At 65.5% G+C, this 26,399-nt stretch carries 23 protein-coding genes; 13 read left to right on the top strand and 10 right to left on the bottom strand.

All coding sequences use genetic code 11. The features are described 5' to 3' along the window. The first annotated feature begins 43 nt into the window (after nucleotides 1-43). Genes P9A17_RS09525 through P9A17_RS09560 form a run of 8 tightly spaced genes read left to right on the top strand, consistent with a single transcriptional unit; the run spans nucleotide 44 to nucleotide 9,506 of the window. A complete protein-coding gene (locus P9A17_RS09525; protein ID WP_278038286.1) occupies nucleotides 44-1,159 on the top strand; it encodes an ABC transporter substrate-binding protein in 1,116 nt (371 codons plus the stop codon). Between the two features lies 1 nt (nucleotide 1,160). Then, nucleotides 1,161-2,285 carry a spirocyclase AveC family protein gene (locus tag P9A17_RS09530; protein ID WP_278038287.1) on the top strand — a complete coding sequence of 375 codons (1,125 nt, stop codon included), beginning with the start codon at nucleotides 1,161-1,163 and terminating at the stop codon, nucleotides 2,283-2,285. Beyond that, the gene (locus P9A17_RS09535) at nucleotides 2,282-3,271 is read left to right on the top strand and encodes an SDR family oxidoreductase (RefSeq protein WP_278038288.1); all 990 of its coding nucleotides are present in this window, start codon (nucleotides 2,282-2,284) and stop codon (nucleotides 3,269-3,271) included. The genes P9A17_RS09530 and P9A17_RS09535 overlap by 4 nt, the downstream gene beginning before the upstream one ends. Before the next feature lie 22 nt (nucleotides 3,272-3,293). Further along, nucleotides 3,294-4,742, top strand: a complete 1,449-nt coding sequence (locus P9A17_RS09540) for an aldehyde dehydrogenase family protein (RefSeq protein ID WP_278038678.1) — start codon at nucleotides 3,294-3,296, stop codon at nucleotides 4,740-4,742. 26 nt (nucleotides 4,743-4,768) lie between these two features. After that, nucleotides 4,769-5,992, top strand: coding sequence for a cytochrome P450 (locus P9A17_RS09545; RefSeq protein WP_278038289.1), 1,224 nt, complete (start codon nucleotides 4,769-4,771; stop codon nucleotides 5,990-5,992). Continuing rightward, complete coding sequence (locus P9A17_RS09550) at nucleotides 5,989-7,263, top strand: cytochrome P450 (RefSeq protein ID WP_278038290.1); 1,275 nt, start codon at nucleotides 5,989-5,991, stop codon at nucleotides 7,261-7,263. The genes P9A17_RS09545 and P9A17_RS09550 overlap by 4 nt, the downstream gene beginning before the upstream one ends. A gap of 28 nt (nucleotides 7,264-7,291) precedes the next feature. Further along, nucleotides 7,292-8,587, top strand: a complete 1,296-nt coding sequence (locus tag P9A17_RS09555; RefSeq protein WP_278038291.1) for an amidohydrolase family protein — start codon at nucleotides 7,292-7,294, stop codon at nucleotides 8,585-8,587. A gap of 40 nt (nucleotides 8,588-8,627) precedes the next feature. Beyond that, nucleotides 8,628-9,506, top strand: a complete 879-nt coding sequence (locus P9A17_RS09560; RefSeq protein WP_278038292.1) for a mycofactocin-coupled SDR family oxidoreductase — start codon at nucleotides 8,628-8,630, stop codon at nucleotides 9,504-9,506. Nucleotides 9,507-9,512: 6 nt separating this feature from the next. On the opposite strand, the gene P9A17_RS09565 is transcribed toward P9A17_RS09560, so the two are convergent. Next, the gene (locus P9A17_RS09565) at nucleotides 9,513-10,172 is read right to left on the bottom strand and encodes a TetR/AcrR family transcriptional regulator (RefSeq protein ID WP_278038293.1); all 660 of its coding nucleotides are present in this window, start codon (nucleotides 10,170-10,172) and stop codon (nucleotides 9,513-9,515) included. Between the two features lie 157 nt (nucleotides 10,173-10,329). On the opposite strand from P9A17_RS09565, the gene P9A17_RS09570 reads away from it, so the two are divergent. Then, nucleotides 10,330-11,139 (top strand): spirocyclase AveC family protein, encoded by an 810-nt coding sequence (locus tag P9A17_RS09570; protein WP_278038294.1) that lies wholly within the window; start codon nucleotides 10,330-10,332, stop codon nucleotides 11,137-11,139. A gap of 7 nt (nucleotides 11,140-11,146) precedes the next feature. Then, on the top strand, nucleotides 11,147-12,355 hold the full coding sequence (locus tag P9A17_RS09575; RefSeq protein WP_278038295.1) for a cytochrome P450: 1,209 nt from the start codon (nucleotides 11,147-11,149) through the stop codon (nucleotides 12,353-12,355). A gap of 99 nt (nucleotides 12,356-12,454) precedes the next feature. On the opposite strand, the gene P9A17_RS09580 is transcribed toward P9A17_RS09575, so the two are convergent. From P9A17_RS09580 to P9A17_RS09615, 8 genes are all read right to left on the bottom strand, one after another. After that, on the bottom strand, nucleotides 12,455-12,904 hold the full coding sequence (locus P9A17_RS09580; protein ID WP_278038296.1) for an Hsp20/alpha crystallin family protein: 450 nt from the start codon (nucleotides 12,902-12,904) through the stop codon (nucleotides 12,455-12,457). A 162-nt stretch (nucleotides 12,905-13,066) separates the two neighbouring features. Next, nucleotides 13,067-13,882, bottom strand: coding sequence for a galactosyltransferase-related protein (locus P9A17_RS09585; protein WP_278038297.1), 816 nt, complete (start codon nucleotides 13,880-13,882; stop codon nucleotides 13,067-13,069). Continuing rightward, nucleotides 13,879-14,874: a glycosyltransferase gene (locus tag P9A17_RS09590; RefSeq protein ID WP_278038298.1), complete on the bottom strand. Its 996-nt coding sequence runs from the start codon at nucleotides 14,872-14,874 to the stop codon at nucleotides 13,879-13,881. The genes P9A17_RS09585 and P9A17_RS09590 overlap by 4 nt, the downstream gene beginning before the upstream one ends. Next, nucleotides 14,867-15,943 carry a glycosyltransferase gene (locus tag P9A17_RS09595; protein ID WP_278038299.1) on the bottom strand — a complete coding sequence of 359 codons (1,077 nt, stop codon included), beginning with the start codon at nucleotides 15,941-15,943 and terminating at the stop codon, nucleotides 14,867-14,869. The genes P9A17_RS09590 and P9A17_RS09595 overlap by 8 nt, the downstream gene beginning before the upstream one ends. Then, on the bottom strand, nucleotides 15,934-16,659 hold the full coding sequence (locus P9A17_RS09600) for a glycosyltransferase (protein WP_278038300.1): 726 nt from the start codon (nucleotides 16,657-16,659) through the stop codon (nucleotides 15,934-15,936). Before P9A17_RS09600 ends, P9A17_RS09595 begins: the two co-directional genes overlap by 10 nt. After that, a complete protein-coding gene (locus P9A17_RS09605; protein WP_278038301.1) occupies nucleotides 16,656-17,990 on the bottom strand; it encodes an SAM-dependent methyltransferase in 1,335 nt (444 codons plus the stop codon). Before P9A17_RS09605 ends, P9A17_RS09600 begins: the two co-directional genes overlap by 4 nt. A 48-nt stretch (nucleotides 17,991-18,038) precedes the next feature. After that, nucleotides 18,039-20,144 carry a catalase gene (locus P9A17_RS09610; RefSeq protein WP_278038302.1) on the bottom strand — a complete coding sequence of 702 codons (2,106 nt, stop codon included), beginning with the start codon at nucleotides 20,142-20,144 and terminating at the stop codon, nucleotides 18,039-18,041. A 112-nt stretch (nucleotides 20,145-20,256) separates the two neighbouring features. Continuing rightward, complete coding sequence (locus tag P9A17_RS09615) at nucleotides 20,257-21,006, bottom strand: GAF and ANTAR domain-containing protein (protein WP_278038303.1); 750 nt, start codon at nucleotides 21,004-21,006, stop codon at nucleotides 20,257-20,259. Nucleotides 21,007-21,053: 47 nt separating this feature from the next. On the opposite strand from P9A17_RS09615, the gene P9A17_RS09620 reads away from it, so the two are divergent. The 3 genes from P9A17_RS09620 (at nucleotide 21,054) to P9A17_RS09630 (ending at nucleotide 23,934) form a co-directional block, all read left to right on the top strand. Continuing rightward, nucleotides 21,054-21,827: an HAD-IIA family hydrolase gene (locus tag P9A17_RS09620; RefSeq protein ID WP_278038304.1), complete on the top strand. Its 774-nt coding sequence runs from the start codon at nucleotides 21,054-21,056 to the stop codon at nucleotides 21,825-21,827. Nucleotides 21,828-21,907: 80 nt separating this feature from the next. Then, entirely contained in the window at nucleotides 21,908-23,116 is a 1,209-nt protein-coding gene (locus P9A17_RS09625; RefSeq protein WP_278038305.1) for a CoA transferase, read from the top strand. Further along, nucleotides 23,113-23,934, top strand: coding sequence for an acyl-CoA thioesterase domain-containing protein (locus P9A17_RS09630; protein WP_278038306.1), 822 nt, complete (start codon nucleotides 23,113-23,115; stop codon nucleotides 23,932-23,934). Before P9A17_RS09625 ends, P9A17_RS09630 begins: the two co-directional genes overlap by 4 nt. On the opposite strand, the gene P9A17_RS09635 is transcribed toward P9A17_RS09630, so the two are convergent. Then, nucleotides 23,883-26,393, bottom strand: a complete 2,511-nt coding sequence (locus P9A17_RS09635) for an AMP-binding protein (protein WP_278038307.1) — start codon at nucleotides 26,391-26,393, stop codon at nucleotides 23,883-23,885. The genes P9A17_RS09630 and P9A17_RS09635 overlap by 52 nt on opposite strands. Nucleotides 26,394-26,399 lie beyond the last annotated feature (6 nt).

Raw genomic sequence — 26,399 nt, forward strand, 5'->3', positions numbered from 1 at the left:
TTTATCGAGTCGCGACAGGACGCACGTCTGCCGAGGAGGTCAGATGTCCTACGAGAGCACTGCCGAACCCATCAAAGTCGGCTATCTGATGGACTTCACGCTGCCGCCCGGCTTTCCGGACGAGTTGATGGCCTCCTTCACCCGGACTTTCGAGCTCGTCTTCTCCGAGGCCGTCGAACAGGGTCTGATGGATCGACCCGTGCAGATGATCTACCGGGAGGTGGAGGGGCTGCCGAAAGGGTCGGTCAAGGCCGTCATCGACGCGTACGCCGAACTGGTCGACGAAGGGTGCCTCGTCGTGTTCGGGCCGAACATCACCGACAATTGCGTGCCGATGCGCGAGGCGATCGAGGAGCGGTTCAAGGTGCCGGCCATCAGCGTCACGGGCACCGACGACTGGTTGGGCGAGTGGACCTTCGCATTCCCTCAGGGATCGATGACCGACGAGCCGATCTTCCTGGCCGACCTCGTCGCGAAGAGGGGTCTGCGTGAGATCGGTGTGCTCGTCGAGCAGAACCTGATCGGGGACAGTTACCTGCGTAACCTGCGAAGTGCGTTTGCCCGCAAGGGTATTCGTATCGTCGCCGAGGCACCGATCGCCCAGACCGCGCAGGACATCAACGCTGCGGTGGCGACGCTGCACGACGCGAAAGCCGAGGCGATCGTCCATCTCGGGTTCGGGTTCGGGATCGTGTTCATCAACCCGGCCCTGGAGGCGGTCGACTGGGATCCGCCACGCTTCACCACCACCGCATTTCAGAACGCGTGGGTCAATCCGATCATGTGGAACGCGTTCCTCGGCTGGGTCGGGATCGATCAGTACGACGAGGGCAACACCGTCGGACAGGAATTTCTGGATCGCTATGCCGCGAGATACGACGGCAGCCGTCCCGAGTACTGCGTGTCCGTAGTCAACCGGGATGTCGCCGCCACGCTGGTCCGGGCATTCACCGATGCCCACCCACTGAGCCCTCGCGGAGTCAAGGAGGCGCTGGAACGCGTGAAGATGATGCCTGCCGCCTCGGGTGCGCCGGGAACCTTCGTCTCCCTCGGCAAGTGGACGCGGCGAGCGTGGATGGGCGCCGGCTATCTGGTGGCTCGCTCACTTGACGCCGACGGCGTCAACTCCCAACTTGTCGATCGCTTCGGGGAGGTATGACGTGACGACTCAGCAGAAGCCGGACACTGCGGCGGAGGCGCCGAAAGGTAAGGGCCCCAACTGGGGTCGGGTCATCTCGCTGTTGGCGTGGCTCGGCTTTCTCGGCCTTTTCGCCGCCGTGGGACGTGTCGCCGTCGATCCGCGCGTGGCCAACCCGAACGTCGAAGGACGGCCTCGCCCGGTCGAGTTCCTGACGTCGTTCGACCACTGGCAGGTCATCCCGCAGGTGGGCGCACTGACCATGGTCGTGGCGCTGACCATCGTGTTCATCCGCGGCTGGCGGAAGAATCCCGGCAGTCCCGTGCTGCTGATGGTCCTCGTGACGACGCTGATCGTCTGGCAGGACCCGATCATGAACTGGTCGCCGTACGCCGTGTACAACCCGGCGCTGCTGCACTGGCCAGAGAACTGGTACCTGATCATGATGTCTCCGACGGTCGAACCGTTCATCGTGTTCGGGTATGTCACCTTCTACTTCGGCCCGTACTTCCCCGCGATCTGGATTTTGCGGAAATGGCAGGCGAAGTACGGGCCCGAGTCGTTCGTGTCGCGCCGGCCGCTGATCAGCCTTGGTCTGCTGGTGCTCGTGATCGGCTTCGTCTTCGACGCGATCCTCGAAGTCAGCCTGGTGCGAACGGGCCTCTACATTTACTCGCAGACAATCCCGTTCGGGACCATCTTCGCGGGCAGCACATTCCAGTTTCCGCTGCTGTGGGAGTCGCTGTCAGTGACCTTCGTGATGATCCCGGCGGCGATCCTCGTCTACCGCGACGACACCGGAAAGTCGGTGGCCGAGAAGCTCGCTGCGAAGGCGAAGCTGTTCCCGAAGAAGCCTGTGCTCGGCACATTCCTGGTCATGTTCGCGATCATCAACGTGTCGTATTTCGCCTACGGCGGCTGGTTCTGGGCCATCAAGGCCAGCGGATTGGCCACGTCGGTGGCGTGCCCGTGGCCGTATCCCGAGGCGAAAGTCTTCGACCCGCAGGGCTATTACGAGGAGAACGGCGCGGAGGGTCCTTACTCGGTCGGGAAATGGTCCACCTGGCAGTACGCGCTGCCCGACGGCCGGCCCGATGTCGAATACGGGTCGAAGAGCATGCGGTGCGCCACGGGGGCCAACGCGTGAACGAGCCCCGCACCGTTGTCATCACCGGCGCCTCCCGAGGTCTGGGCTTCGCGTCGGCCGCGCGCCTGTATCGCGAGGGGTGGCGCGTGGTCGCGGCGATGCGTACACCAGACCGGGGAATGCCGTTGCTGCGCAGTGAGACCGGAGCAGCACCCGACGATGACAGGTTGATCGGTGTCCAGCTGGATCTGCTGGATTCCGCCTCGATCGCCGCGGCGGCCAAGACCATCGAGGAAACCGTCGGAGCACCGTATGCCATCGTCCACAATGCGGGGATCTCGGCGGCGGGTACGGTCGAGGAGGTCGATGCCGATCTGTGGCAGCGCATGTTCGCCACGCACGTCATGGGCCCGGTGGAGCTCACCAAGGCGTTGCTTCCCGCCATGCGGGCGGCAGGCCGGGGCCGAATCGTGTTGGTGTCGAGTGCTAGTGGCGTACGCGGTCAACCGGCGATCGCACCGTACTCGGCGGCCAAGGGGGCGCTGGAGCGCTGGGGTGAGTCGATGGCAGTGGAGATCGCGCCATTCGGTCTCGGCGTCACCGTCCTGGTGACGGGCACCTACGACACCGACATCATCACCGACGCGGGTACCACCGACGACCGCAAGCTCGACGGTCCGTACGCCCGGATCCACTCCACCATGGACGGGCGAGGCCGACTCGCGATGCGGATGGCACGACCTCCGCGGCTCTTCGCGGACGGCCTGGTTCGTGCGCTGGGCGACACGGGGTCCTTCCGTCGTCACGGCGTAGGTCCGGACGCGTCGATGTTGTTGGTGCTCAACAGGGTTCTGCCGGCGTCGGCGATGCATCACATATCCAGGGTGGTGATGGGAATACCGTCGCAGGGCGCCATGCGGGACGGAGCGTGGCCGCTGACCACCGCACAGAAGGCGATGGTGTTGGCAGCCAGGGTGATCCCGCAACCGGTGATGAAACTCCTCGCCGACCGGGCCGCACGAAAGGCGGGTGAGAGCCGTGGCTGACGTCGCAACGTACGAGGCACGGATGTTGATCGACGGAAAGCTCGTCGACGGTGAAGCCGGGGTGTTCGCCAACATCAACCCGGCGACCGAGGACGTTCTCGGCGAGGTGTCGGATGCCTCCAAGGCCGACATGAACCGCGCCATCGACGCTGCCCGTCGTTCGTTCGACGAGACCGATTGGTCCACCAATCATCAACTGCGCAAACGCTGTCTGGAGCAACTGCACGAGGCGATCGTCGGCGAACAGGAAGAGTTGCGGGAGGAACTGATCCGCGAGGTCGGCGCGCCCCGTGCCGTCACGCACGGGCCCCAGCTCGACGCTCCGCTCGCCGACGGCCTCCTGTACCCCGCGCGGCTGATCGACACGTTCCCATGGGAGACCGATCTCGGCGATACCGTCGTCTCGGTCACCGGCGTCAACACCACGCGCAAGGTGTGGCACGAACCGGTCGGGGTGGTCGGCGCCATCACGCCGTGGAATTTTCCGTTCGAAGTGACCCTCAACAAACTCGGCCAGGCTTTGGCGACAGGAAACACCGTCGTCCTCAAACCCGCGCCGGACACGCCTTTCAACGCGACACGACTCGGCAGGCTCATCGCCGAGCAGACCGACATCCCCGCCGGAGTCGTCAATGTCGTGACCGCCTCGGACCATTTCGTCGGCGAGGAGCTGACGTTGTCGCCCAAGGTCGACATGATCTCGTTCACCGGCTCGACCGTCGTCGGCAAACGGATCATGGAGAAGGGCGCCGCGACGATGAAGCGGCTCTTCCTCGAGCTCGGCGGCAAGTCGGCGACGATCGTGCTGGAGGATGCCGACTTCGGGTTCGCCTGCATGCTCGGCATCGGGCCGCTCATGCACGCCGGCCAGGGGTGTGCCGCGCCGACCCGGATGTTGTTGCCCCGCTCAAGGTATGACGAGGGCGTCGCGATCCTCAAAGGCCTCTACGAGAGCATCGCCGCCGGTGATCCGCAGGACCCGGGCACCCTCTGCGGTCCGGTGATCTCGGCCAAACAGCAGTCTCGCATCCTCGGTTACATCAACAAGGGTGTGGACGAGGGCGCCACGCTCCTGGTCGGAAGCACCGAGGCGCCCAAGCAATTCGGCAGCGAATTCTGGGTCAGGCCGACGTTGTTCACCGACGTCGACAACACCATGACCATCGCGCAGGAAGAGATCTTCGGCCCGGTTCTCGCGGTGATTCCGTACGACGACGAGCACGACGCGATCCGCATCGCGAACGACAGTCCTTACGGGCTTGCGGGGAACGTGATGTCGAGTTCGTTGGAGAACTCGCTGCGCGTCGCGCGACGTCTGCGCGCCGGTTTCATCGGTCTCAACGGAACCGCGGGCTACGGCGCGGACACACCGTTCGGCGGATACAAGGACAGCGGGGTCGGACGTCAGAACGGGCTCGCCGGATTCAGCCAGTACACCGAGATCAAGTCCGTCGCCTACCCAGCCCAGTAGCGAATCCAGCCTGAAGGAGTTCAACCGTGGAACAGCTGTTTGACGACCTCGAGGACTTCGGGTCGTTCGACGACGCCGTGTCCGGCGATGTGCGGGATCCCTACCCTGAATTGGCCCGGCTCCGTCGCGAAGAGCCCATTCAGCGGATCGACATGTCGGCGATGCCCGGCGAAGAAGGCAAACCCGTCTTCATCGTCTACCGCTTCGAGGACGCCCAGCAGATGTTGCGGGACAACGTGACGTTTTCGTCGTCGGGTGTCATCGCGGCGTTCGGTCCAGTGCTGGGGGAGCGGGTCATGCTCGGCATGGACGAGCCCGTCCACGGCAGGCTGCGCTCGCTGGTGTCGAAAGCGTTCTCGCAGAAGTCGTTGGCGCGCTGGCAGGACGAACTGGTCGGGCGCGTCGGCAACGAGCTGATCGACAGGTTTGAAGCGGATGGGAAAGCAGATCTGGTCAAACAGTTCACCTTTGACTATCCGAGCAGAATCATCGCGGGTCTGCTCGGGCTGCCCGAGGAGGACTACCCGCAGTTCCAACGCTGGTCGATCTCGCTGCTGAGTTGGATCATGAATCCCGAACGGGGACTTGCCGCGGCGGCCGCGTTATGTGACTACTTCGCACCGATTCTCCAGGCGCGCCGCGAGGAGCCGAAGGATGACCTGATCAGTCTGCTCGCCGAAGCGGAGATCGACGGCGAGAAGCTGACCGACGACGAGATCTTCTCGTTCCTGAGGTTGCTGCTTCCCGCCGGCGTCGAGACCACGTACCGCTCCCTGGGCAACCTGCTGTTCGCCTTGCTCACGGACACGACACAGCTGGAGGCCGTTCGCGCCGACCGTTCGCTGCTGCCGCAGGCCATCGAGGAAGCGGTGCGCTGGAATCCGCCGCTGCTCACCATCACTCGAACGACAACCTGTGACACCGAGCTGGGCGGAGTGGCGATTCCCGAAGGGTGCTCGGTGCTTCCGATGCTCGGGTCGACCAACCGGCAGGAAGACCGGTGGGACGATCCTGACCAGTTCGACATCTTCCGGACGCCCAAGGGAAGCCTCGGATGGGGACACGGTGTGCACGTGTGCCTGGGCATGCATCTTGCTCGGCTGGAAATGCGCACGGCCGTCAACCTTCTGCTCGACCGACTTCCCAATCTGCGGATGGATCCCGACGGGGACGATCCTCATATCCGTGGGCAGGTGTTCCGTTCGCCCACATCACTTCCCGTGCTGTTCGACCCCAGGGGTGCCGCGTGACCGAACCTGTCGATTTCGACACCGTCGACTACTTCACCGCCGAGTCGCTGGTACCCGATCCGTATCCGTATTTCGACCACCTGCGGTCCAAATGTCCGGTGTCGCACGCCACCCCGTTCAACGTCCTGGCGGTGACCGGCTATGCCGAGGCCCTGTCGGTGTATAAGAACCCGGCCTTCTCGTCGTGCAACTCGGTGGCCGGTCCGTTCTCGGGGATGCCGTTCGGACCTGGCGAGAGTGACGACGTCACGGAACTGATCGAGCAGCATCGTGCCGCGGTCCCGATGGCCGAGCACATCACGTCTCAGGATCCGCCGCTGCACACGCGGACGCGGGGGTTGTTGAGCAGGCTGATCACGCCGAAGCGCCTCAAGGAGAACGAGGACTTCATGTGGCGGCTGGCGGATCAACAGTTGGACACCTTCATCGACAACGGCCGGTCCGAATTCCTCACCGACTACGCGAAGCCGTTTTCGCTCCTCGTGATCGCCGATCTGCTGGGTGTGCCCGCGGCGGATCACGAAGAGTTCAAAGCGGTGTTCGCGGGGGAGACCGTGGGCGAACTCGGCAAGGACGCACCGACGACGCACAACCCACTGGAGTGGCTCAACGAGAAGTTCTACGCCTATATCGAGGATCGCAGGCGTGAACCCCGCGATGACGTGCTGACCGAGCTCGCCCTGGCCAAACACGAGGACGGCTCGACGCCCGACATCGAGGATGTCATGAATCTGTCGACATTCCTGTTCGCCGCCGGCACGGAGACGACGACGAAGCTGGTCAGCTCGGCAGTCCGATTCATTGCGGACAACCCTGGTTTCGAGACGATGCTGCGTCGGGACCGCAGCAAGATCCCCGCATTCCTGGAGGAGACACTGCGCCTGGAGAGTCCCGTGAAGTCGCACTTCCGGATGGCGAGCACCTCGACGACGATCGGTGACGTCGACGTCCCTGCTGGAACCACTGTCATGGTGCTGCCCGGGGCCTGCAACCGGGATGCTCGAAAGTTTGTCGATCCCAACGAGTTCCAGCCTGACCGGTCCAATGTGCGCGAGCAGATCGCATTCATCCGAGGTGTGCATTCCTGCCCCGGAGCGCCGTTGGCCCGCGCAGAGGGCCGGATCTCCCTGGAACGCATCCTCGACCGGATGACGAACATCGCGATCGACGAGGAACACCACGGACCGGCCGAGAACCGTCGTTACTCCTACGAGCCGACGTTCATCATGCGCGGGCTCAGCGAGCTGCACATCGAATTCGACCGTGCCTGAACGGATGAGCAAGTGATTGGAGAAAACAGTGAATCGCGATGACATGATTTTGATCAGCGTGGACGACCATATCGTCGAGCCGCCGGACATGTTCAGGAACCATCTGTCGAAGAAGTATCTGGATGAGGCGCCGCGGTTGGTGCACAACGAGGACGGTTCGGATACCTGGCAGTTCCGCGACGTGGTGATCCCGAATGTGGCCTTGAATGCGGTGGCGGGCCGACCGAAGGAGGAGTACGGCCTAGAGCCCCAGGGGTTGGACGAGATCCGGCCGGGGTGCTGGCAGGTCGATGAGCGCGTCAAGGACATGAATGCCGGCGGCATCCTGGGGTCGATGTGTTTCCCGTCGTTCCCCGGGTTCGCGGGTCGCCTCTTCGCCACCGAAGACCATGATTTCTCGCTGGCGTTGGTGCAGGCCTACAACGACTGGCATGTGGAGGAGTGGTGCGGGGCGTATCCGGCGCGGTTCATCCCGATGACGCTGCCGGTGATCTGGGACCCCGAGGCGTGCGCGAAGGAGATCCGCCGCAACGCCGCACGCGGCGTGCACTCGATGACCTTCACCGAAAACCCCGCGGCGATGGGGTATCCCAGCTTCCACGACTTCGACCACTGGAAGCCCATGTGGGACGCCATCGTCGACACCGACACCGTCCTCAACGTGCACATCGGGTCGTCGGGGCGACTCGCCATCACGGCGCCGGATGCGCCGATGGACGTGATGATCACGCTGCAGCCGATGAACATCGTGCAGGCGGCGGCGGACCTGTTGTGGTCACGCCCGATCAAGGAATACCCCGATCTGAAGATCGCCCTCTCCGAGGGCGGCACCGGGTGGATCCCCTACTTCCTGGAGCGCGTCGACCGCACCTACGAAATGCATTCGACGTGGACCGGGCAGGACTTCAAAGGCAAGCTGCCATCCGAGGTGTTCCGCGACCACTTCCTGACGTGCTTCATCGCCGACCCCGTCGGTGTCACCACGCGGCATCAGATCGGGATCGACAACATCTGCTGGGAAGCCGACTACCCACACTCCGATTCGATGTGGCCCGGCGCCCCCGAACAACTCGACGACGTCTACAAGGTCAACTCTGTGCCCGATGACGAGATCAACAAGATGACGTTCGAGAACGCGATGCGCTGGTACAACTGGGATCCCTTCACCCACATCTCGCGGGAACAGGCCACCGTCGGCGCACTACGTCAAGCGTCGGAAGGGCACGATGTGTCGATTCAGGCGTTGTCGCACAAGGAGAAGACCGGCGCGACGTTCGCCGACTTCGCCGCCAGTGCCAAGAACCTGACCGGCAACAAAGACTGACCACCTTCTCGGCGACATCGAGAAACACACTGGAGGTTCGATGACAGCAAAACTTGAAGGCAAGGTTGCCTTCATCACGGGCGCCGCCCGTGGGCAGGGGCGCGCCCACGCGATCGCCATGGCACGCGAAGGCGCAGACATCATCGCCGTCGACATCTGCCGCGACATTCCGTCCAACCCTTACCCGTTGGCGACGCCGGACGATCTGGCCGAAACCGAACGCTCCGTCAAGGAGACCGGTCGCCGGGTGGTCGCCCGTGTCGCCGATGTCCGTGAGCGGCATGAACTTCGGGACGCGGTCGAGGCGGGGGTGGCCGATCTCGGCAAGATCGACATCGTCGTCGCCAACGCCGGAATCCTGCCGATGGCGATGGGCAATCCCGACCCGATGGGATTCGTCGACGCGTCCGATGTCGACCTCGTGGGTGTGATGAACACTGTCGCCGTGGCGATTCCGCATCTGCCCGACGGTGCGTCGATCATCGTGACCGGATCGACGGCGGGCATGATCCGCGGCACCACCACGAGCCCGGACATGGGTCCCGGCGGAGCGGGTTATGGGTGGAGCAAGCGGATCGTCATCGAGTACGTAGAGGAGATGAGCCTGCATCTCGCGTCGCGGATGATTCGGGTCAATGCGATTCACCCGACGAACTGCAACACCCATCTGCTGCAGAACGAGGGCATGTACGGCGTGTTCCGCCCCGACCTCAAGATGGAGGGCAAGACTCCGACGCGTGAGGACGCCGAACCGCTGTTCAGTCTCTTCCAGGCCATGCCGATCCCGTACATCGAGCCCGAGGACATGGCCAACCTCGGGGTGTTCCTCGCCAGCGACGACAGCCGATACATCACCGGTCAGCAGATCCGCGTCGATGCCGGATCACTGCTGAAGTGGCCCAACGGTCCTGGGGGCTAGGCCCGTTCACTCCGGCCGGTGCAGGAATCCGTGCAGAATCGCCTGGACGAGTTCGTCGACGATCGCTTCGCGAGACGGTGGCCTGGCGCCGAAGAAGGTGGACCGCAGCGCGACCATCCCGACGATCATCGCGACGGTCGAGTGGGCGGGTAGGTCGGGCTGGTTCGACTGCATGCCCCGCAGGCTCATTCCTTCCGCGCTGATCTGACCCAGCACGTTGATGGCGCGCCTGATATCGGCGATGCCGGCGGCCTCGATGTCGTCCTCGCTGAGCCCGTCCGCGGCGACGAGGGTGAGGAGCAGCCCGCGGTGCTCGATGAGGACGTCGTAGAGCTGACCGACGAACTGGCGGGACAATTGCTCTTCGTCGGTCTCTTCGGGGACGACAGCCTGCCAGGTGTCGCGGAACTCGTCGAGGAAGCTGGTGAACGGCACGACCAGCGCTTCGCGGAACAGGCCGGCCTTCGAGCCGAAATGGCGGAACAGCAGGTACTCGCTGACTCCGGCGGCCTCAGCGATCTCCCGGGTGGTGGTGGCGCGGTAGTCCTTGCGCGCGAACAGCTCACGCGCAGCATCGAGCAACAGCCGTCTCGCCTCACCTCGTGGCCGGCGGCTGGCCGGGACCTCTGCTGAGGTCCCGCTCTTGGACGAACTTCGCTGGGGCACTGGCTTTCACCCTAGTCGGGTCTTGACCGAGACCGTTGTAATAGTGTCCACTATTAAATGTGGGTGCAGTCATCATGCTCGGCACATTGTTCGGTCTGATCGCGCTCGTCGTCGGGCTGGTCATCTACTTGGACCCCGAGGCGCGGCGAGGGATCTGATGGAGACGGAGATGACGCCGGTGCTGATCGCCGGCCAGACGTTCGCCTACGTCGGCGGGATCGCGTTCTTGGCGTTCGGCGTGTTCTTGAGCATCAGGCGGGGGCGTCTCCATCCGCTGTTGCTGGTGTCGATTTCGGCGATCTCCTTCTCCTGGATCGAGGCGCCGTACGACTGGGCGATGTACGCGCAATTCCCTCCGGCCCTGCCGCGGATGCCCTCGTGGTGGCCGATGAACATGACCTGGGGTGGCGGGCTGCCCTCGGCGGTGCCCATCGGCTACATTGCCTACTTCGTGCTGCCGGCCGTCATCGGCGCAGCCTTGGGCCGCCGATTGATCGCACGGTTCGGTTGGCGCAGGCCGCAGACCCTGCTGGTCGTCGGCTTCCTCGTCGGCTTCTGCTGGGCGCTGTTCTTCAACGCGTTTGTCGGCGCCCAGCTGGGCGTCTTCTACTACGGCTACGTGATCCCCGGGCTCGCGATCTTCGAAGGCACCAAGCATCAATATCCGATCTACGACTCCATCGCCATGGGTGTGCAGATGATGGTGTTCACCTACCTTCTGGGCCGCACCGATGAGCAGGGCCGCAACGTCATCGAGATGTGGGCCGACAAGCGTTCGTCGAGTCGCGTGGGGTCGGCGGTCCTGTCGATCGCGGCCGTCGTGGTGGTCGGACATCTCACGTACGGCGCGGTGTTCGCACCGCATCTCGCGACGAAGCTCGGCGGATACGTGACCGAGGGGCCGACAGAGCAGTTGTTCCCCGGCATCGAGAACCAGCCGCTGCACGGCACGAAACCTGATAGGTAGGCATCCGTTGACCATTGATCCTGGCGTCGAGTTATATTACGACCCTTACGATTACGCAATCGACGACGATCCGTACCCGGTGTGGCGGCGTATGCGCGAGGAGGCGCCGCTGTACTTCAACGACAAGTACGGTTTCTATGCGCTGAGCCGGTACGACGACGTCGCCGCGGCGCTGCCGGATTGGGAGACTTACCGATCCGGTAAGGGTACGACAGCAGACATCCTGTTCAACGGCATCGAGGTACCACCGGGCATTCTGCTGTTCGAAGATCCGCCCCTGCATGATCTGCATCGGCGGCTGCTGTCGCGGGTCTTCACACCCCGCCGGATGATGGCCGTGGAAGATCTGGTGCGCGAGTTCTGCGCCAGCGCATTGGATCCCCACGTCGGTGCCGACGGCTTCGATTTCGTCGCCGACCTCGGTGCGTTCATGCCGATGCGGACGATCGGCTATCTGTTGGGAATTCCAGAGGAGGGGCAGCAGCAGATCCGCGATCTCAACGACACGCTCATCACGGTGAATGCGGGGGAGTCCGGTGTTCCGGAGGATGTCAGCCCGACGGTCTTTGCGCAGTCGATCGCGATGTTCGCCGAATACATCGAATGGCGGGCCACCCACCCGTCCGACGACCTGATGACAGAGTTGCTCAATGCCGAGGTCGAGGAACCCGACGGTTCCAAGCGCCCGCTGGAGCGCAACGAGGTTCTCGCCTATACCGCGATGATCGCCGGCGCGGGAAATGAGACGACGGCGCGACTGATCGGCTTCATGGGCAAGCTGCTCGCCGAACACCCGGAACAACGCCACGAACTCGCCGCCGATCCGTCGCTCATTCCCGGTGCGGTGGAAGAGGCGTTGCGTTACGAGCCGCCGTCGCCGGTGCAGGCGCGCTACGTCGCCCGAGATGTCGAGCTGTACGGGCACACGGTGAGCGAGGGCTCGTTCATGTTGTTGCTCAACGCTTCTGCCAACCGCGATCCCTCGCACTTCGCCGACCCCGACCGCTTCGACATCCACCGCAAGGGTGGGCACCTGAGCTTCGGACAGGGTCTGCATTTCTGCCTGGGATCCGCGCTGGCGCGGCTCGAGGCCAGGGTGGCATTCGAAGAGGTTCTCAAGCGGTGGACTGACTGGGATGTCGACTACGAGAACGCGAGCATGGCGAGGACCTCCAGCGTGCGGGGCTGGGCCCGGATGCCTGTCAAGACACACTGAACACCGGGAAGGTTTCGTGGCATACGAAAGCACCGCCGAATCGCAAGCGCCCACGGCGGCCCGGATGCCGGACCGCCGTGGGCGGTAATCAGGTTTCGCCTACCCGGCGTCGACGGTGGTGGGTTCGATCGACGTTTGGCTGCCGGCCCGACTGACCTCGATCTTGCGAGGTTTGGCCCGCTCGGCGACGGGGATCGTCACCGTCAACACGCCGTTCTCGTACGTCGCGGAAATGGCTGCGGTGTCGACGTTGTCGCCGAGGGAGAGCTGGCGGCGATATCTGCCGAAGAACCTCTCGTTGGCCAGCCATTGTGCCGAGTCCTCGGAGCGCGCCGTCCGATGGGCCGAGATCGTCAGCGTGCCGCTGTCCACATCCACGTCCACCGACCCCGGATCGACACCGGGGAGGTCGGCGGTCAACACGTAGTGGTCGTCGATCTTGCAGAGGTCCATCGGCATGAACCTCGGGGTGCGATTCGATCCGGTCTGGCTTGCCAGCAGGCCTCGGGTCAGGGAATCGATGTCACTGAACGGATCAAAACGAAGCACAGCAATCCACCTCCTATGCCACTCGAAGCCCGCCCCTGCGGCGGGCGATCAATCACTGTGCGATGCCGAGATTAGCACTCAAAGTAGGAGAGTGCCAGACCTCTTGGGAAGATTTTTTCTTCGATTTCTCCGGGGTTCGGCTGTCCCCGTGCACTTTTGAGCTCAGGGGGACACGAGGGAGATGTCGCCTCCAGAGCGGCGGATCAGACCGCGGCGTTCGAAAGCATCCAGCCATCCCTCCATCGGCCATCGGCCCCACCGCTGCCGGAAGAGCCGCGCATTGGCGACGATCGCAGCCACGTGTTCAACCGGCGGGTCGGACACCGGATGGTGCTGATGGTAGGCATGGGCGCCGCCGACCCATACCAACGGAACGCCATGTGACCGCGCGATGGCGGCGAAGTCGGTGTCCTCGCCGCCGTACCCGACGTAGTCCTCGCAGAACCCACCGATCTGCTGCCATGTCGGCGCCGACACGGCAAAAGACAACGACCAGAACAGATCGTGGTCCGATGCCGTCACCAGGGCGCCGGGCGCCGGCGCAGGACGTGCCGGGTGCGGCGCGGTCATGCCGGCGAGGTTGTCGAGGTCATACCCGTCGGCGGCGGGAGGCAGATAGGTGACGGGACCGGCCAACAGCACTTCGCCCATTCGGCGGTATGCATCGAGATATCGGGCGATCAACAGAGGTCCGGGCAGGCAGTCGACGTCGAGGAAGATGAGCAGATCCGCTCCGGCCGAGAGCGCCTGCAGCGCACCCAAATTGCGCGCCCGGGCCAGAGGTAGGCCCTGCGGGCTGGCCGGGCATTCGACAACGGTGGCATCTACGACCAGCCCGGCGATCTCGGGATCGTCGAGAGCCACCACGCATCGGAGATCGGCGCGGGGCTTCGTACGGGCAAGGGCACGCTCTTGCAACGTGAGATGTCCGTGTCGACCGTGCGCCACGGTGACCACTGCGGTGCGGGGATCGTTCATGCGGCGATTGCTGCCGCCGCCCGTGCGGCGGCACCCCGGACTTCGAGAAGGTCCCAGCGACCGCGGTCGATCGCACACGCTTCTTCGGCGAGGGCAGGCCACCGGTCTGGGGCCGGCCACTCGGGCGCGACGGCGGCGACGCCGCCACGGGACAACGCGCTCGCCATGGCGTGCTGTTCGTCGAAAGGCCGAGCTTCAGGAATGACGATGGCGGCCGCGCGGGCGAGTGCGGTGTCGGCCAGGGCATTCTGCCCGGCGTGTGTGACCACGAAGTCCGCCGACGCCAGCTGCGGCCACGGATTGTCGACCCAGGCCGCGTAGCCTCCGGCGGCGCTCCACTCGTATTGCGGTAACGCCGTGCGTAATTGGATCAAAGCATCGGCGGGAACTGCGCTTCCTCCGGCACCGGCCAGCAGCAACCCCGCGGGTCTGCCGGACGGGGCTTCCGGTCGGCAAGCTCCGTCGAATCGGCTGATGGCGCCGACCATCTGCGTCTTGCCGGAGTGTTTGTCGAGCCATTGCGGCCGATAGACCTGTTCGGACCAACACGCGATGATGCGCTCTGCGATGTCGTAGCCCAGCACATGCGCGGGGTCGGATCGATTGCCGGGCTGGGCCATGACGACGACCGGTACTCCGGCGACGCGAGCCAGCACCGCAACCTCGACTGAGACATCGACCACCAGCAATCGTGGCGCCATCGCTGCGAGGATATGCAGGATGTCGGCGCACCGCCGCGTCAGTGCGCCGAGCCCTGCCGGCGCCCAGTGCAGACGACCGTTCGCGGTGACATCGTGCACCGCATGTCCGGTGTCTGGCACATCGTCTGGCAACTGCACCCAGGTGTCGGGCGCACACAATGCGGGGGGACGAGGCAACGACGAGAAGAAGATGACGGGCTCGTCCAGATGCGCGCAGATCGCCAAGGCGCGTGTCAGATGCCCCCGCCCGTGGTGATGCACGTAGTAACCGATCATGGCGCCGTCAACCACACCGGCGGGTGTCGATGTCGCTCAGCTCGAAAAGCAGGCGTTCGTAGTCCTCGATCATGCGGTCGATGCCGAGGTGCCGACGGGCGTGCGCTGCGACGATGGCGCGGTTTCGTGCCTCGGTCGAGCAAAGGGCCTCCCCAAGGCGCCCGCTGAGATCGGAGCCCGCCGAAACCAGGACACCGCCGGGCTTGCTGACGACCTCAGCCAGACCGCCTCGGCGCACCCCGACGACGGGTGTGCCGCACATCTGGGACTCTGCCGCGACGAGACAATATGGTTCCTCCCATCGGGGGGTCACGAGCGTCGCCGCGCTGGCGCCGTAGAAATCCGCGAGCTCGGACCCCCCGAGGGGGCCGACGTAGGTGACCGAGTTGCCAAGTAACGGACGGATGACCGCGTCGAACCAGTTTGGGTCGCTCACGGGGCCGGCCAGCCGAAGCTTGCGACCCGCCTTTCTCGCTGCGTGGATTGCAATGTCGGCGCCCTTCTCGGGAGTCATTCGGCCCACCCATGCCAGGGTGTCACCACCGGTGCCGACGGGAAACGCGTCAGGGTCGACGCCGTTGAGAATGACCCGGCTGGTGGCCACGGTCTCCCATTGACGTCGAAGAGCCTGGCTGACCGCGACGAAGTGCCCGCTGCTGCCTGCAAGCCATGCGCCCACCTCCATCCACGGAAACGGCGGGGTGTGCAACGTGGTGACCATCGGCACGGGTAGCGCCGCGCACATGGCCAGCGGTAGCTGATGCAGGCTCTCATTGAGTACGGCGTCGATATCGCTGCGGCACAGCAGGTCCCGGATTGCCGCCAGGTAGACCACCTGGTCGTGCAGGAACTGCGGCTCCGGCATCTGGAGATCCGCCGAGGCGATCTGCGACAGCGGGGGCAGCAACGGCATCGGATGTAAGCAGTCCGCCAGCCGTTCGTCGCTACCCGGTAGTGCATACAGTTCGACATGATGGCCGAGCTTGCGAAGGCCGAGGGTGAGGTCGGCGGTGAAGCGCTCCTGACCCCCGGCGAACGGTTGGGCGACGGGGTGGCGGGACGGTCCGAGAACGGCTATGCGCACGTCGCGTCTCCCTGGAGCTCGGAGCCTCCCAAACCCGCGACATAACTGGCGAAGCCACCATCGACCCGCGAATCCAGCCGGGCAGAGGTGGTGACGCTGACCCGGTGGGTGGCCACCCAGCGCCGGGTCACAGTCTTGACACGCTCCACCAGATCGCGGTCTTCGTGGAGGGCGACATCGGCGAACCCGCCCGCAGCCAGATAGGTGCTCGCGCGGACACCGAGATTGGCCCCGTGAACGTGGGCGTGCCCTTCGGCGAGCGTATGCCGTTGGCGCCACCGGTGTTCCACGTCCGGTGTCAGGCCGTCCGGGACGACTGTGCCGATGACCGCATCCTCACCGGCATCGGCGAATTGCAGCTGCGCTGTCAGCCATGCGGCCGGCACGACAGAATCCGCGTCGGTGTTCGCAAACCATACGGTTTCGTCAGGGAGACCGGAGAGCCGGCTGCGGATGACGGCATCGGCGGCGCCCGCGCGCCGCGCCGATCCGACCCGGCCGTAGTCACCCACCACGGTGAGGGCGCCGAACTCGGCGGCCCGTACCGCGGTGCGGTCTGTGCAGCAGTCGACCACGACCGTGACGCCGCAGGAGACGCGGCGGTTGTCGCGACCGAGCCGATCGCGTGCCGCGCTGATTGCTGTCAGGCACTGACCGATGTGCTGCTCCTCGTTGCGTGCAGGCACGATCACCTCGATGTGCTTGACGGAGATCACGATTCGCCCTTTCCGTCGTCGTACACAGACAGCGGATGGCCCCACACCTCGATCAGCAGATCGGCATCCTCGTAACGGGCCCGCACGGGAAGATCGAGCACTGCGGCGGCTTGACGGTGGGTGGTGGGCCCATCGAGCGGAATGTCGTCGGTGGGTCGGCGCCAGTTCGCCAGAACGATCTCTCCGTCGGGCGCGAGTGCTTGTCGTACCCGTCGCAGCGTCGACAGCAGGTCTGGGCCGTCGAGAAAATAGGTGACCTCCGACAGCACGATCAGGTCGAACGTTTCCCGTGGTAGGTCGGCTGGAACGGTACCCCGCAGCCAACGCACGTCCGGAGTCCTCGCGGCCGCGACGGCCAGTGCCGGTGCGCTGGCGTCGATCCCGGTGACGGCGTCGGCGCGGGCGGCGAGGCGGGCGGCGAGCTGGCCCGTCGCACAGCCGATATCGATGACGCGTGAATAGCGCTGGCGTCCCAGGCAGGCCATCACGAGATCGTGGCGACGGGTTTCATAGACCGAATCGTCGAAATGCCAGGGGTCGTCCCGGCCTTCGGAGAACATGGCGTCGAACGGCTCCGACACGTCGGTACGCGGTGCAGCGATGTCGGCGACACGACCGGCGAGGTCGCTGTCGTTGGGGGCGAGAACCACCTCGACGACCCGGCGCGCACGCGCGAGCGCGGCGGACCCCAGCTGGTTGCCGAGATGCTCCGCAGCGTCCGACTTGCGCTCCAGGGCTCGAAGCGGTGGCGCCAACGTTCGTAGCCGACGCCAGTCCGCATCGTCGGGCTGTGCCCAATGCCAGAGCGGCACAGGGTATTGCAGCAACGCCGCACCGCGTTCGAGGGCCGCTTCCTCGGCCGCCCGGGCCACCGCATCGTGATCGGTGGAACCGTCGCTTTCCACCGGCGCCAGCAGCAGTGTGCCGGTGTCGGCCTCCGCCGAGAGGAGCCGGCGGAGCTCGCCGTTCACGTCCGCCAGACGGCCGTAGGGGAGGTCCCACCAGACTGTGCGAATCGTCGGGCTCAGTGCGGAGATCGCTCGGTCGCCGTCGACGCGTCGGACCGCGGCCCCAAGTCCGTCGTCCCCGTGAGTGGCGACGATGACAGTGACCTCCGTTCCACGACCGGCAATGTCCGCCAGAGTTGCTCCCACAGAGAGGACTTCGTCGCCGGGGTGCGGTGCGATCGTGACAATCCTCGGGTACCGAACCACGATGGCGTCGAGATCCAGTCGGGAAACCTCCTCCCAGCGCAGGTCGAGCAGCCACGTCTCCTCCGTCACCGCCTCCCGCTCGCTGATGGTTCGGGCATGCGGCATCGCTGTGGCCATCGGCGGACTCCTACGCTGACGCTGAGATCGAACGGACGAGGGGGAGGGTCAACGCGGCGCGGTCGAGGTCATCACCAGATCGGCCCGGTCCCAGACGCGATGCATGCCGAGAGCCACCCCGAGAGCAGCGATGAACGACTTGTCGACGCCGCTTCCTATCTGGACCCCTGGGTCGTCGGGAGAGATGCCGGCAGCCTCCAGTGCGGCGGCTCCGGAACCCCATGCGGCGACCGGTTTGCAGTGTCGAAAAGCCTCTTGCAGCAATATCTTCTGCTTGATGTCGCCGGCCGCGGTGCCGTCGGCGACGATCACGGCGTCGACCTCGATCGAGCGGACGGTCAGGTAGGTGCGCTCGACGATCTCGCTGCGCCGTCCTGACTTCAGCACACCTCCGACCGGCGCGGTCAGCAACGGCACGACACCCTGGGCCGTGAGTGCCTTGATCAGCTTGGCGACGCCGGAAAGGTCGGACGAGCTGTCGGCCAGGATCGCCACCTTGCGTCCGTCGACCGGACCCGGCTCCCTGTACACCTGGGACAGCGCGGGCGACAGGGTGACGTCTGCGGGCGGATTACCCTTGGGCGCAGGCAGTCCCAGTCCTGCGGCGACCTGCTCGCACAGGTCGGCGTCGACGTTGGCCAGAACCGCGAGCTGCCGCTCTTTGATCGCCTGCTCATAGCACTTACCCAGCTCGAACGTGAACGCCTCGACGATGTGCAGTTGCTCGACCTCGGAGAGGCTGCGGTAGAACATCGCCGGCTGGGTGAAATGGTCGTCGAAAGATGCCGGCTGCGCGCGCTGCACGTCGCCCTCGACGCGACGGGGGGTCGGGACATATCCGCCCTCGTCGGGGCCGGCGACCTCGGGTTCGCCGTCGTCGATGCTGTTGGGGCGATACGGCGCCTGGCCCGTATGGATTGCCGTCTGGTGCATGCCATCTCGCAGCATGTCGTTGACCGGGCAGTGCGGCCGGTTGATCGGCAGCTGCGTGAAATTCGGTCCACCCAGACGCGTCAGCTGGGTGTCCAGATAGGAGAACAGCCTGGCCTGCATCAGAGGGTCATTGGTGGGTTCGATTCCCGGCACCAGGTTGCCGGTGTGGAACGCCACCTGTTCGGTCTCGGCGAAGTAGTTGGTGGGGTTGCGGTTGAGGGTCAACTTCCCGATCATCTCGACCGGAACCAGTTCTTCGGGAACGATTTTCGTGGGATCGAGGAGGTCGATGCCTTCGAAGGTGTCGCTGCCGTCATCGGGCATCACCTGGATGCCGAGCTCGAACTCCAGGAACGCCCCTGCTTCGATGCCGTCGGCCATGTCGCGGCGGTGAAAATCCGGGTCGACGCCCGCGGCGATCTGCGCTTCCTCCCACACCAGCGAGTGGACGCCCGCCACTGGCTTCCAGTGGAATTTCACCAGATGTGTCTTGCCGCGCTTGTTCTGGAGGCGGAAGGTGTGCACCCCGAAGCCTTCCATCGTGCGGTAGGAGCGGGGGATGCCACGATCGCTCATGTTCCACAGCACGTGATGTGTGGCTTCGGTGTGCAGCGACACGAAGTCCCAGAAGGTGTCGTGTGCGGACTGCGCCTGCGGGATCTCGCGGTCCGGGTGCGGTTTTCCGGCGTGGATGACATCGGGAAACTTGATGCCGTCCTGGATGAAGAACACCGGTATGTTGTTACCGACCAGGTCGAAGTTTCCTTCGTCGGTGTAGAACTTGACGGCGAAGCCGCGTGTGTCGCGCACGGTGTCCGCGGATCCGCGGGAACCGAGCACGGTCGAGAAGCGGCAGAAGACGTCCGTGGTCTCGCCTTTGCGTCCCAGGAACGACGCCTTCGTGTACGGGGCGGCCGTGCCGTACGACTCGAAGACCCCGTGCGCCGCCGCGCCTCGCGCGTGGACGACGCGCTCCGGGATGCGCTCGTGGTCGAAGTGCGTGATCTTCTCGCGAAGATGGAAGTCTTCCATCAGGGAAGGGCCTCGTGGACCGGCCTTCAACGAGTGGTCGGTATCGGGAAGCCGGAGGCCTTGGGCGGTGGTCAGGTAGGACCCCTGTTGGGCCCTCGGGTCACCGTCGACAACAGGTCGCTTCGCCGTCGCTCCGGTGGAGCTGGCCTTCTTCGGTGCGGACTGATCGGGTTTGCGCGTGGGGGGCATGGTCACCTCCGGTCGTGTCGCCGGTCACCCGCGGTGCTGGCGTGGTGGGTCCGACCCGCCGTCTGTACCCGCTAACTGCCGCCTCAATCCCGGCGGCGGTTCCGAACTGTTGTCAGGCTTCCTGGGCCCCGGCGGTGTGGGGCAATTGACCGGTGTCGGCAAGGATCTCGGCAACGTCGGCGATCTTGCGGTTCGTCGTCCTGGATACCTCGTCGAGCATCGCGAATGCGGCATCGGCGGTGATTCGGTGCCGCTCCATCAGTACGCCCTTCGCTTGTCCGATCACGTCGCGGGACTGCAACGCGCGTCGGAGTTGGTCGGCGCGCTGCGCTTCCAGAAGTGCTACGGCGGCGTGCGTTGCGTACAACTCCGCCAGACGTTTGGCGGAGTTGTCGAAGGCAGCTCGCGATTCGGCGTACAGACTCAGCGAACCCAGACGGCGTTCGTCAACCCACAGGGGCACGCACAACATCGACTGGACGCCGGAACTGAGCGCAGCGGCCGCGAAGTCCGGCCACCGACCGTCAGAGGCCATGTCGTCGATGTCGACGCTCACCTGGCTTCGCGACGCGTCGACGCACGGGCCCATCCCGGTGCGATGCTGAAGTGCATCGAGCGGCTCGGGAGCGGAGCCGAGTGTGGCCTGAGGCTCGAACCGGCCTCGGACCACCAAGTTCACACCGGCATGATCGGCACCGGAGATGGCGGCGGTCGCCGAGGTGAGGATGGCGTCGAGCGTCGCACCGAGGTCAGGCCCGTCGACGTGGAGTGCCCGGCACAAAATGTGAAGTGCGGAGAACTGGGTGTCGCTCAGCACGCCGAGACCGTGGAGGTCGGACAGGGCATTCGACTGTTCGAGCATGAGGACATTGTCTCAGCCGGGGTTGCGGAGGCTGACAGACTGGACGCGTGCGCACCCCACCGCAGTGCTGGCTCACCGATATGGACGGCGTGCTCGTCCGCGAGGAACACGCTCTGCCCGGAGCCGCGGAGTTTCTGCAGAGCCTGGTCGACCGTGAGCGACCATTTCTGGTGCTGACCAACAACTCGATCTTCACACCCCGTGACCTGGCCGCCCGGCTGTCTCGATCGGGCCTGAGCGTCCCCGAGAGTGCGATCTGGACGTCAGCGCTGGCGACCGCGACGTTTCTGGCCGACCAACTCCCCGGCGGGTCGGCCTACGTCATCGGAGAAGCTGGCCTGACCACCGCCATGCACGAGGCGGGCTACACACTCACCGACGTCGCACCTGACTTCGTCGTGCTCGGTGAGACGCGCACCTACTCGTTCGAGGCGATCACCAAAGCCGTCCGCCTGATCCTCGGTGGCGCCCGCTTCATCGCGACCAATCCCGACGTCTCGGGGCCGTCCGCCGAAGGGCCGTTGCCCGCCACCGGATCCGTCGCCGCGATGATCACCAAGGCGACAGGACGCGAACCCTATTTCGTCGGCAAGCCCAACCCGATGATGTTCCGCAGTGCGCTCAACAGGATCGAGGCGCACTCGGAGAACACCGTCATGGTGGGTGACAGGATGGACACCGATGTCGTCGCAGGCATCGAAGCGGGTCTGGAAACCATCCTCGTACTGACAGGATCGACCACCATCGAGGACGTCGAACGCTATCCGTTCCGGCCCAGCCGCATTCTGCCGTCGATCGCCGAGGCTATCGAGCTCATATGACCCCGGTCGACATCGCGCCGGAGGGCGGACCTCGCGGAAGGGTGAGCGGTCGCCGCGACCGTGCTTGCTAGCTTGAGCGGATGACCGAACCTGCGCCCGACGCCGTACGCCCGCTGGCCGGCGTCCGCGTCATCGAGATCTCGAGCTTCGTCGCGGTTCCGCTGGCCGGCATGACTCTGGCCCAGCTCGGCGCCGAGGTGCTGCGGGTCGACCCCGTCGGCGGCGCTGCCGACTACCGCCGCTGGCCCCTGACCGAATCCGGCGACAGTATCTACTGGGCCGGACTGAACAAGGGCAAGCGCTCCCTGGCCGTCGACATGCGGTCCGAGGAAGGCCAGGAGCTCGTGGCGCAGCTGGTTGCCGACAGCGGCGTATTCATCACCAATGTTGCTGGCCGCCAATGGCATTCCTACGAGACGTTGCGATCTGTGCGTCCCGATCTCATTCACGTCGAGGTGTCCGGCCGGGCGGACGGCGGCACCGGAGTCGACTACACGGTCAATGCGGCCGTTGGATTCCCGCTCGTCACCGGCCCCGCAGGGCTGGCGACCCCCGTCAACCACGTCCTGCCGGCCTGGGATGTGTCGTGCGGGATCTACGCAGCGCTGGCGGTCGTCACAGCGCTGCGTCACCGCGACGCCACCGGTAACGGCCAGCAGATCTGCATTCCACTGGAGAACGTGGCGCTCGCGACAGCAGGCAATCTGAGCCTGCTGACCGAGGCGATGGTCAACGGTGCCTCGCGACAACGCATCGGCAACGCCGTGTACGGCACCTACGGGCAGAACTTCACGAGCAGCGACGGCGTCTCCTACATGGTCGTCGCGCTGACCGCCAGGCATTTCCGTGACCTCAACGCCTTGACGGGAACTACTGACGCCGTTGCCGCGCTTGCCGATTCTCTGGGTGCGGACTTCTCCGACGAGGGTGAGCGCTATCGACACCGCGAGGCACTGAGCGCCCTGTACGCGGAATGGTTCACCGGGCACACCGGGGCCGAGATCGCGGCCGCGCTGTCGTCGTCATCGGTGCTGTGGGAGCGCTACCAGACTTTCGGTGAGGCGGCCGTCGACCAACGAGTCACCGACAACGCGCTGTTCACCGAACTCGATCAGCCACGTGTAGGACGGTATCTGGCGGCGGGTCTGCCGCTGTCGATCGACGGCACCTATCCGCCCGCGGTGCCTGCCCCCGCACTGGGCGACGACACCGACACCGTCCTCGCAGAATGGCTTTCCCTGGGACGCAACGAGATCGAAGAACTCAGAAGATCGGGCACGGTGGCATGAGCCGGCTTCTCGACCTCCTCGACGTCACCGAGACAGGGACGGACACGTTCAGAGGACCCGCCAGCGGCCCGGAGGGTAAACGCGCATACGGCGGCCAACTGGTTGCGCAGAGCCTGGCTGCGGCCGCGCGCACCGTCGACGTGGTCAAGGCGCCGACCCTGATGCATCTGCAGTTCCTGCGTGGGGGCGAGGCGGGAGATCCTCTCGATTACGGCGTGACACGCACCTACGACGGCCGGACGGCGTCGTCGCGGCGGGTTGACGCACACCAGAGCGGGCGCCTGCTGACCACGGCCACAGTGTCTTTCGCCGCGCCGCTGCCCGGCCCCGAGCACGGCCGCCGTGACACGATGCCCGAGGACCCGGAATCGCTGCCGTCCACCGGGCCGGCCGGGCCCGCACCGTCGATGCCGCTCGACGAGTTCGACATCCGCCTCGTCGACGAGAACTCGGGCGAGGCCTTCGTGCGCCGCCTCTGGTGGCGTGTCACCGTCGACCTGCCTGATGATCCGTTGCTGCACACGCTGATCGCCGTCTACGTCACCGACGTCTATCTGATCGACCCCGCGCTGAAGGTGCACGGCCATTCGATGCGGTCACGCACCCACCGCAGCGGCACCACCGATTCATCGGTGTGGTTTCACGGCGACGTGCGCGCAGACCGGTGGAACCTGCTGGAATGCCGGTCCCCGGCCGCGGCGCGGGGGCGTGGCGTCGTCACCGCCAGCCTGATCGGTCAGGACGGCGTCGTCGCCGCGACTCTGGTTCAGGAAGGACTCATCGCAGAGCGGGAGCCTGCGCCCGATCCGGCGGGCTGAATTCTGCGCTCACGCAACCACTGGCGCGCCAGCGTCACCACCGCCGTCAGGGCGACCCCGACCACGATCGACGCGACGACGCCAGAGAGCCGATGGTCGGCGAAGAGCGGATAGACCTGATAGTGCGTCAGGTAGATGACCAGGGATGCCTCGGCCACGACGCCGGCTGCCACGGCTACTCCGGACGGGCAGCGCAGGGCGGGCAGCCAGATCAGCAGCGCGAGCCCGCCGAGCACCAGCAGCTCGCGCAGGGTGTTGCCGAAATATCCGTGCAGTCCGATGGCCAGCACCACGGTTACCGCTGCGCGCTGCGCGACCGTCGTCGCCTTCGCCGCGGCCCAGCCGACAGCGAAGAACCAGAAGGCCAGGACCGTGAACCAGGCTTCGCGTCCCAACCCGAGGCCGAGCACGTCGTAGCGCAACGCCATGCCGACGGCCAGGAACACCGCCGCCGTCGCGAACGGACGTCGCCGTTCGATGCGGTCCATCGCCGGTAGCCAGAACACCGTCGCCAGCGCGATCAACGTCCACACCAGCACTTCGACGAACCACAGCCGTCCCGCCGTCATGCTGCCGTCCGGACCGAGAAACTTGTTGGCCAGCAACAGATTGGTCGGGTGGTAGTCGTCGGTCACCATCAGCGTGAACGCAACCCACGCCACCGTGGGCACCGCGATCCACGCGATGGTGGTGCGCAGGTGGCGACTGCGAACCGACCTCGGCAACGGGGTCAGGCAGAACCGGCCGAAGTTGTATCCGGCGACGCCGAGCAGGATGTGAGCACCGCCCCACAACTCGAACAGGTCGGCGTGGGACCCGACGATGAGGATGATCGCCGCGGCTCGTAACGCCACACTTGTCTCCAGCGAGCTGCCCCACGACTGCCACCACCGACGTTTCGGGGCGGGAGTTGCGGCCAGCTCGCGCAACGTCATTCGCTGCCAGCCGACGGGCAGTCCACCGAGCGCGCGCTCGAGCCGCACCGACATCGTCACGTAGGTCAGGGAGTTCCCGCCGAGTTCGATGAAGCTGGCGTCGTCGTCGACATCGTCGGGACACAGCTGCAATACGTCGGCGAACAACGCGCGCAGGTCGCCGTCGGTTTCCGGTGGACCGGCGGCGTCCGCCGCGAGGATGCGCGCCGTCGGATAGTCCGGCTTTCCTGACGGCAGCTGGGGGAGTTCCGCGACCACCACGGCATCCACCGCACCGGCCGGTACGCCCGCAGCGGCGGCCGCCGCGCTGCGCACGACCGACGGTTCGTGGCCCCCGGTGGCGACGACGGCGAGCCGATCGCCGACGTCGGTGCACAACGCAGGAACCCCGCCCTCGCGCAGCGTGGACTCGAGCTGCTGCAGGTCGATGCGCAGCCCGAACATCTTGACGAAACGGCTTCTGCGGCCCACGACTTCGAAGAGCCCGTCGTCGCTCTGACGGGCGATGTCTCCGGTGTGCAGCTCGCTCAGCGTCCGTCCGAGCGCGAAATCGTCGGGGGAGTACGCGTAACCCATCATGACGTTGCGGCCGCGATAGACCAGTTCACCGATTCCTTCGTCGGGGAATTCGTCCACCGGTTCGATCGAGAATTCCCCACCGGGAATCGGGACCCCGATCGCCGTGGGTCGGTGCCGCGCGAGATTCGGCGGCAGATAAGCCATGCGGGAGGTCGCCTCCGTCGCGCCGTACATGACGAAGAGCTGCCATCCTTTGTGGTCGGCGACCGCCGCGAAGTGCTGGATCCGCTCCGGTGCCATCCTGCCGCCGGCCTGCGTGAGGTAACGCAGATGGGGGAGATCCATCGCTGCGAAGCCGGTGCGTTCGAGAAGTTCGAACGTGTAGGGGACGCCGGCGAACGAGGTGCCCCTGTGGCGGCGGAACAGGGTCCAGAACTCCGGATCCGCGACGGAGCGTTCGGTGAGGATCAGAGCCCCGCCCGCCAACAGGTGGCTGTGGACGACGGACAGGCCGTAGCAGTACGACATCGGCAACGTCGTTGCCGCGCGGTCATTTTCGTCGATGCGCAGGTATTCGGCGATGGCCGCCGCGTTGTCGATCAGATTGGTGCACGAGAGCCGGACCAGTTTCGGGGACCCGGTGCTTCCCGACGTCGACATCAGGAGGGCTAGGTCGTCGTGAAAGACGTGACCGCCCCCGGCGAGGACGTGGACACCGGCGCCGTCGGCGACCACGTCGGGACGGTACGTGGCGATCATGTTGGTGTGGTCGCGCCCTGCGGGCACGGGCAATGCGACGTGATGCCCGGCGAGCGTGCCGAGATACCGAACCAGTGTGGCGATGTCGTTGCGTGTCTCGACGAGCACCAGCTTGCGACGGGGACCGAGCCCTGCGGCGAACGTGTCCACCCGGTCGGCGAGCTGGGAGTACGTCAGCTGCTCGGACTCGGTCACTACCGCGATGCGATCTCCGTGGCCGCGCAGATGGTCGAGCAGCGAGTACATCGGGTG

It is taken from the genome of Mycobacterium sp. 236(2023) (genome assembly GCF_029623955.1).
In the GTDB taxonomy this organism is placed as follows: Bacteria; Actinomycetota; Actinomycetes; order Mycobacteriales; family Mycobacteriaceae; genus Mycobacterium.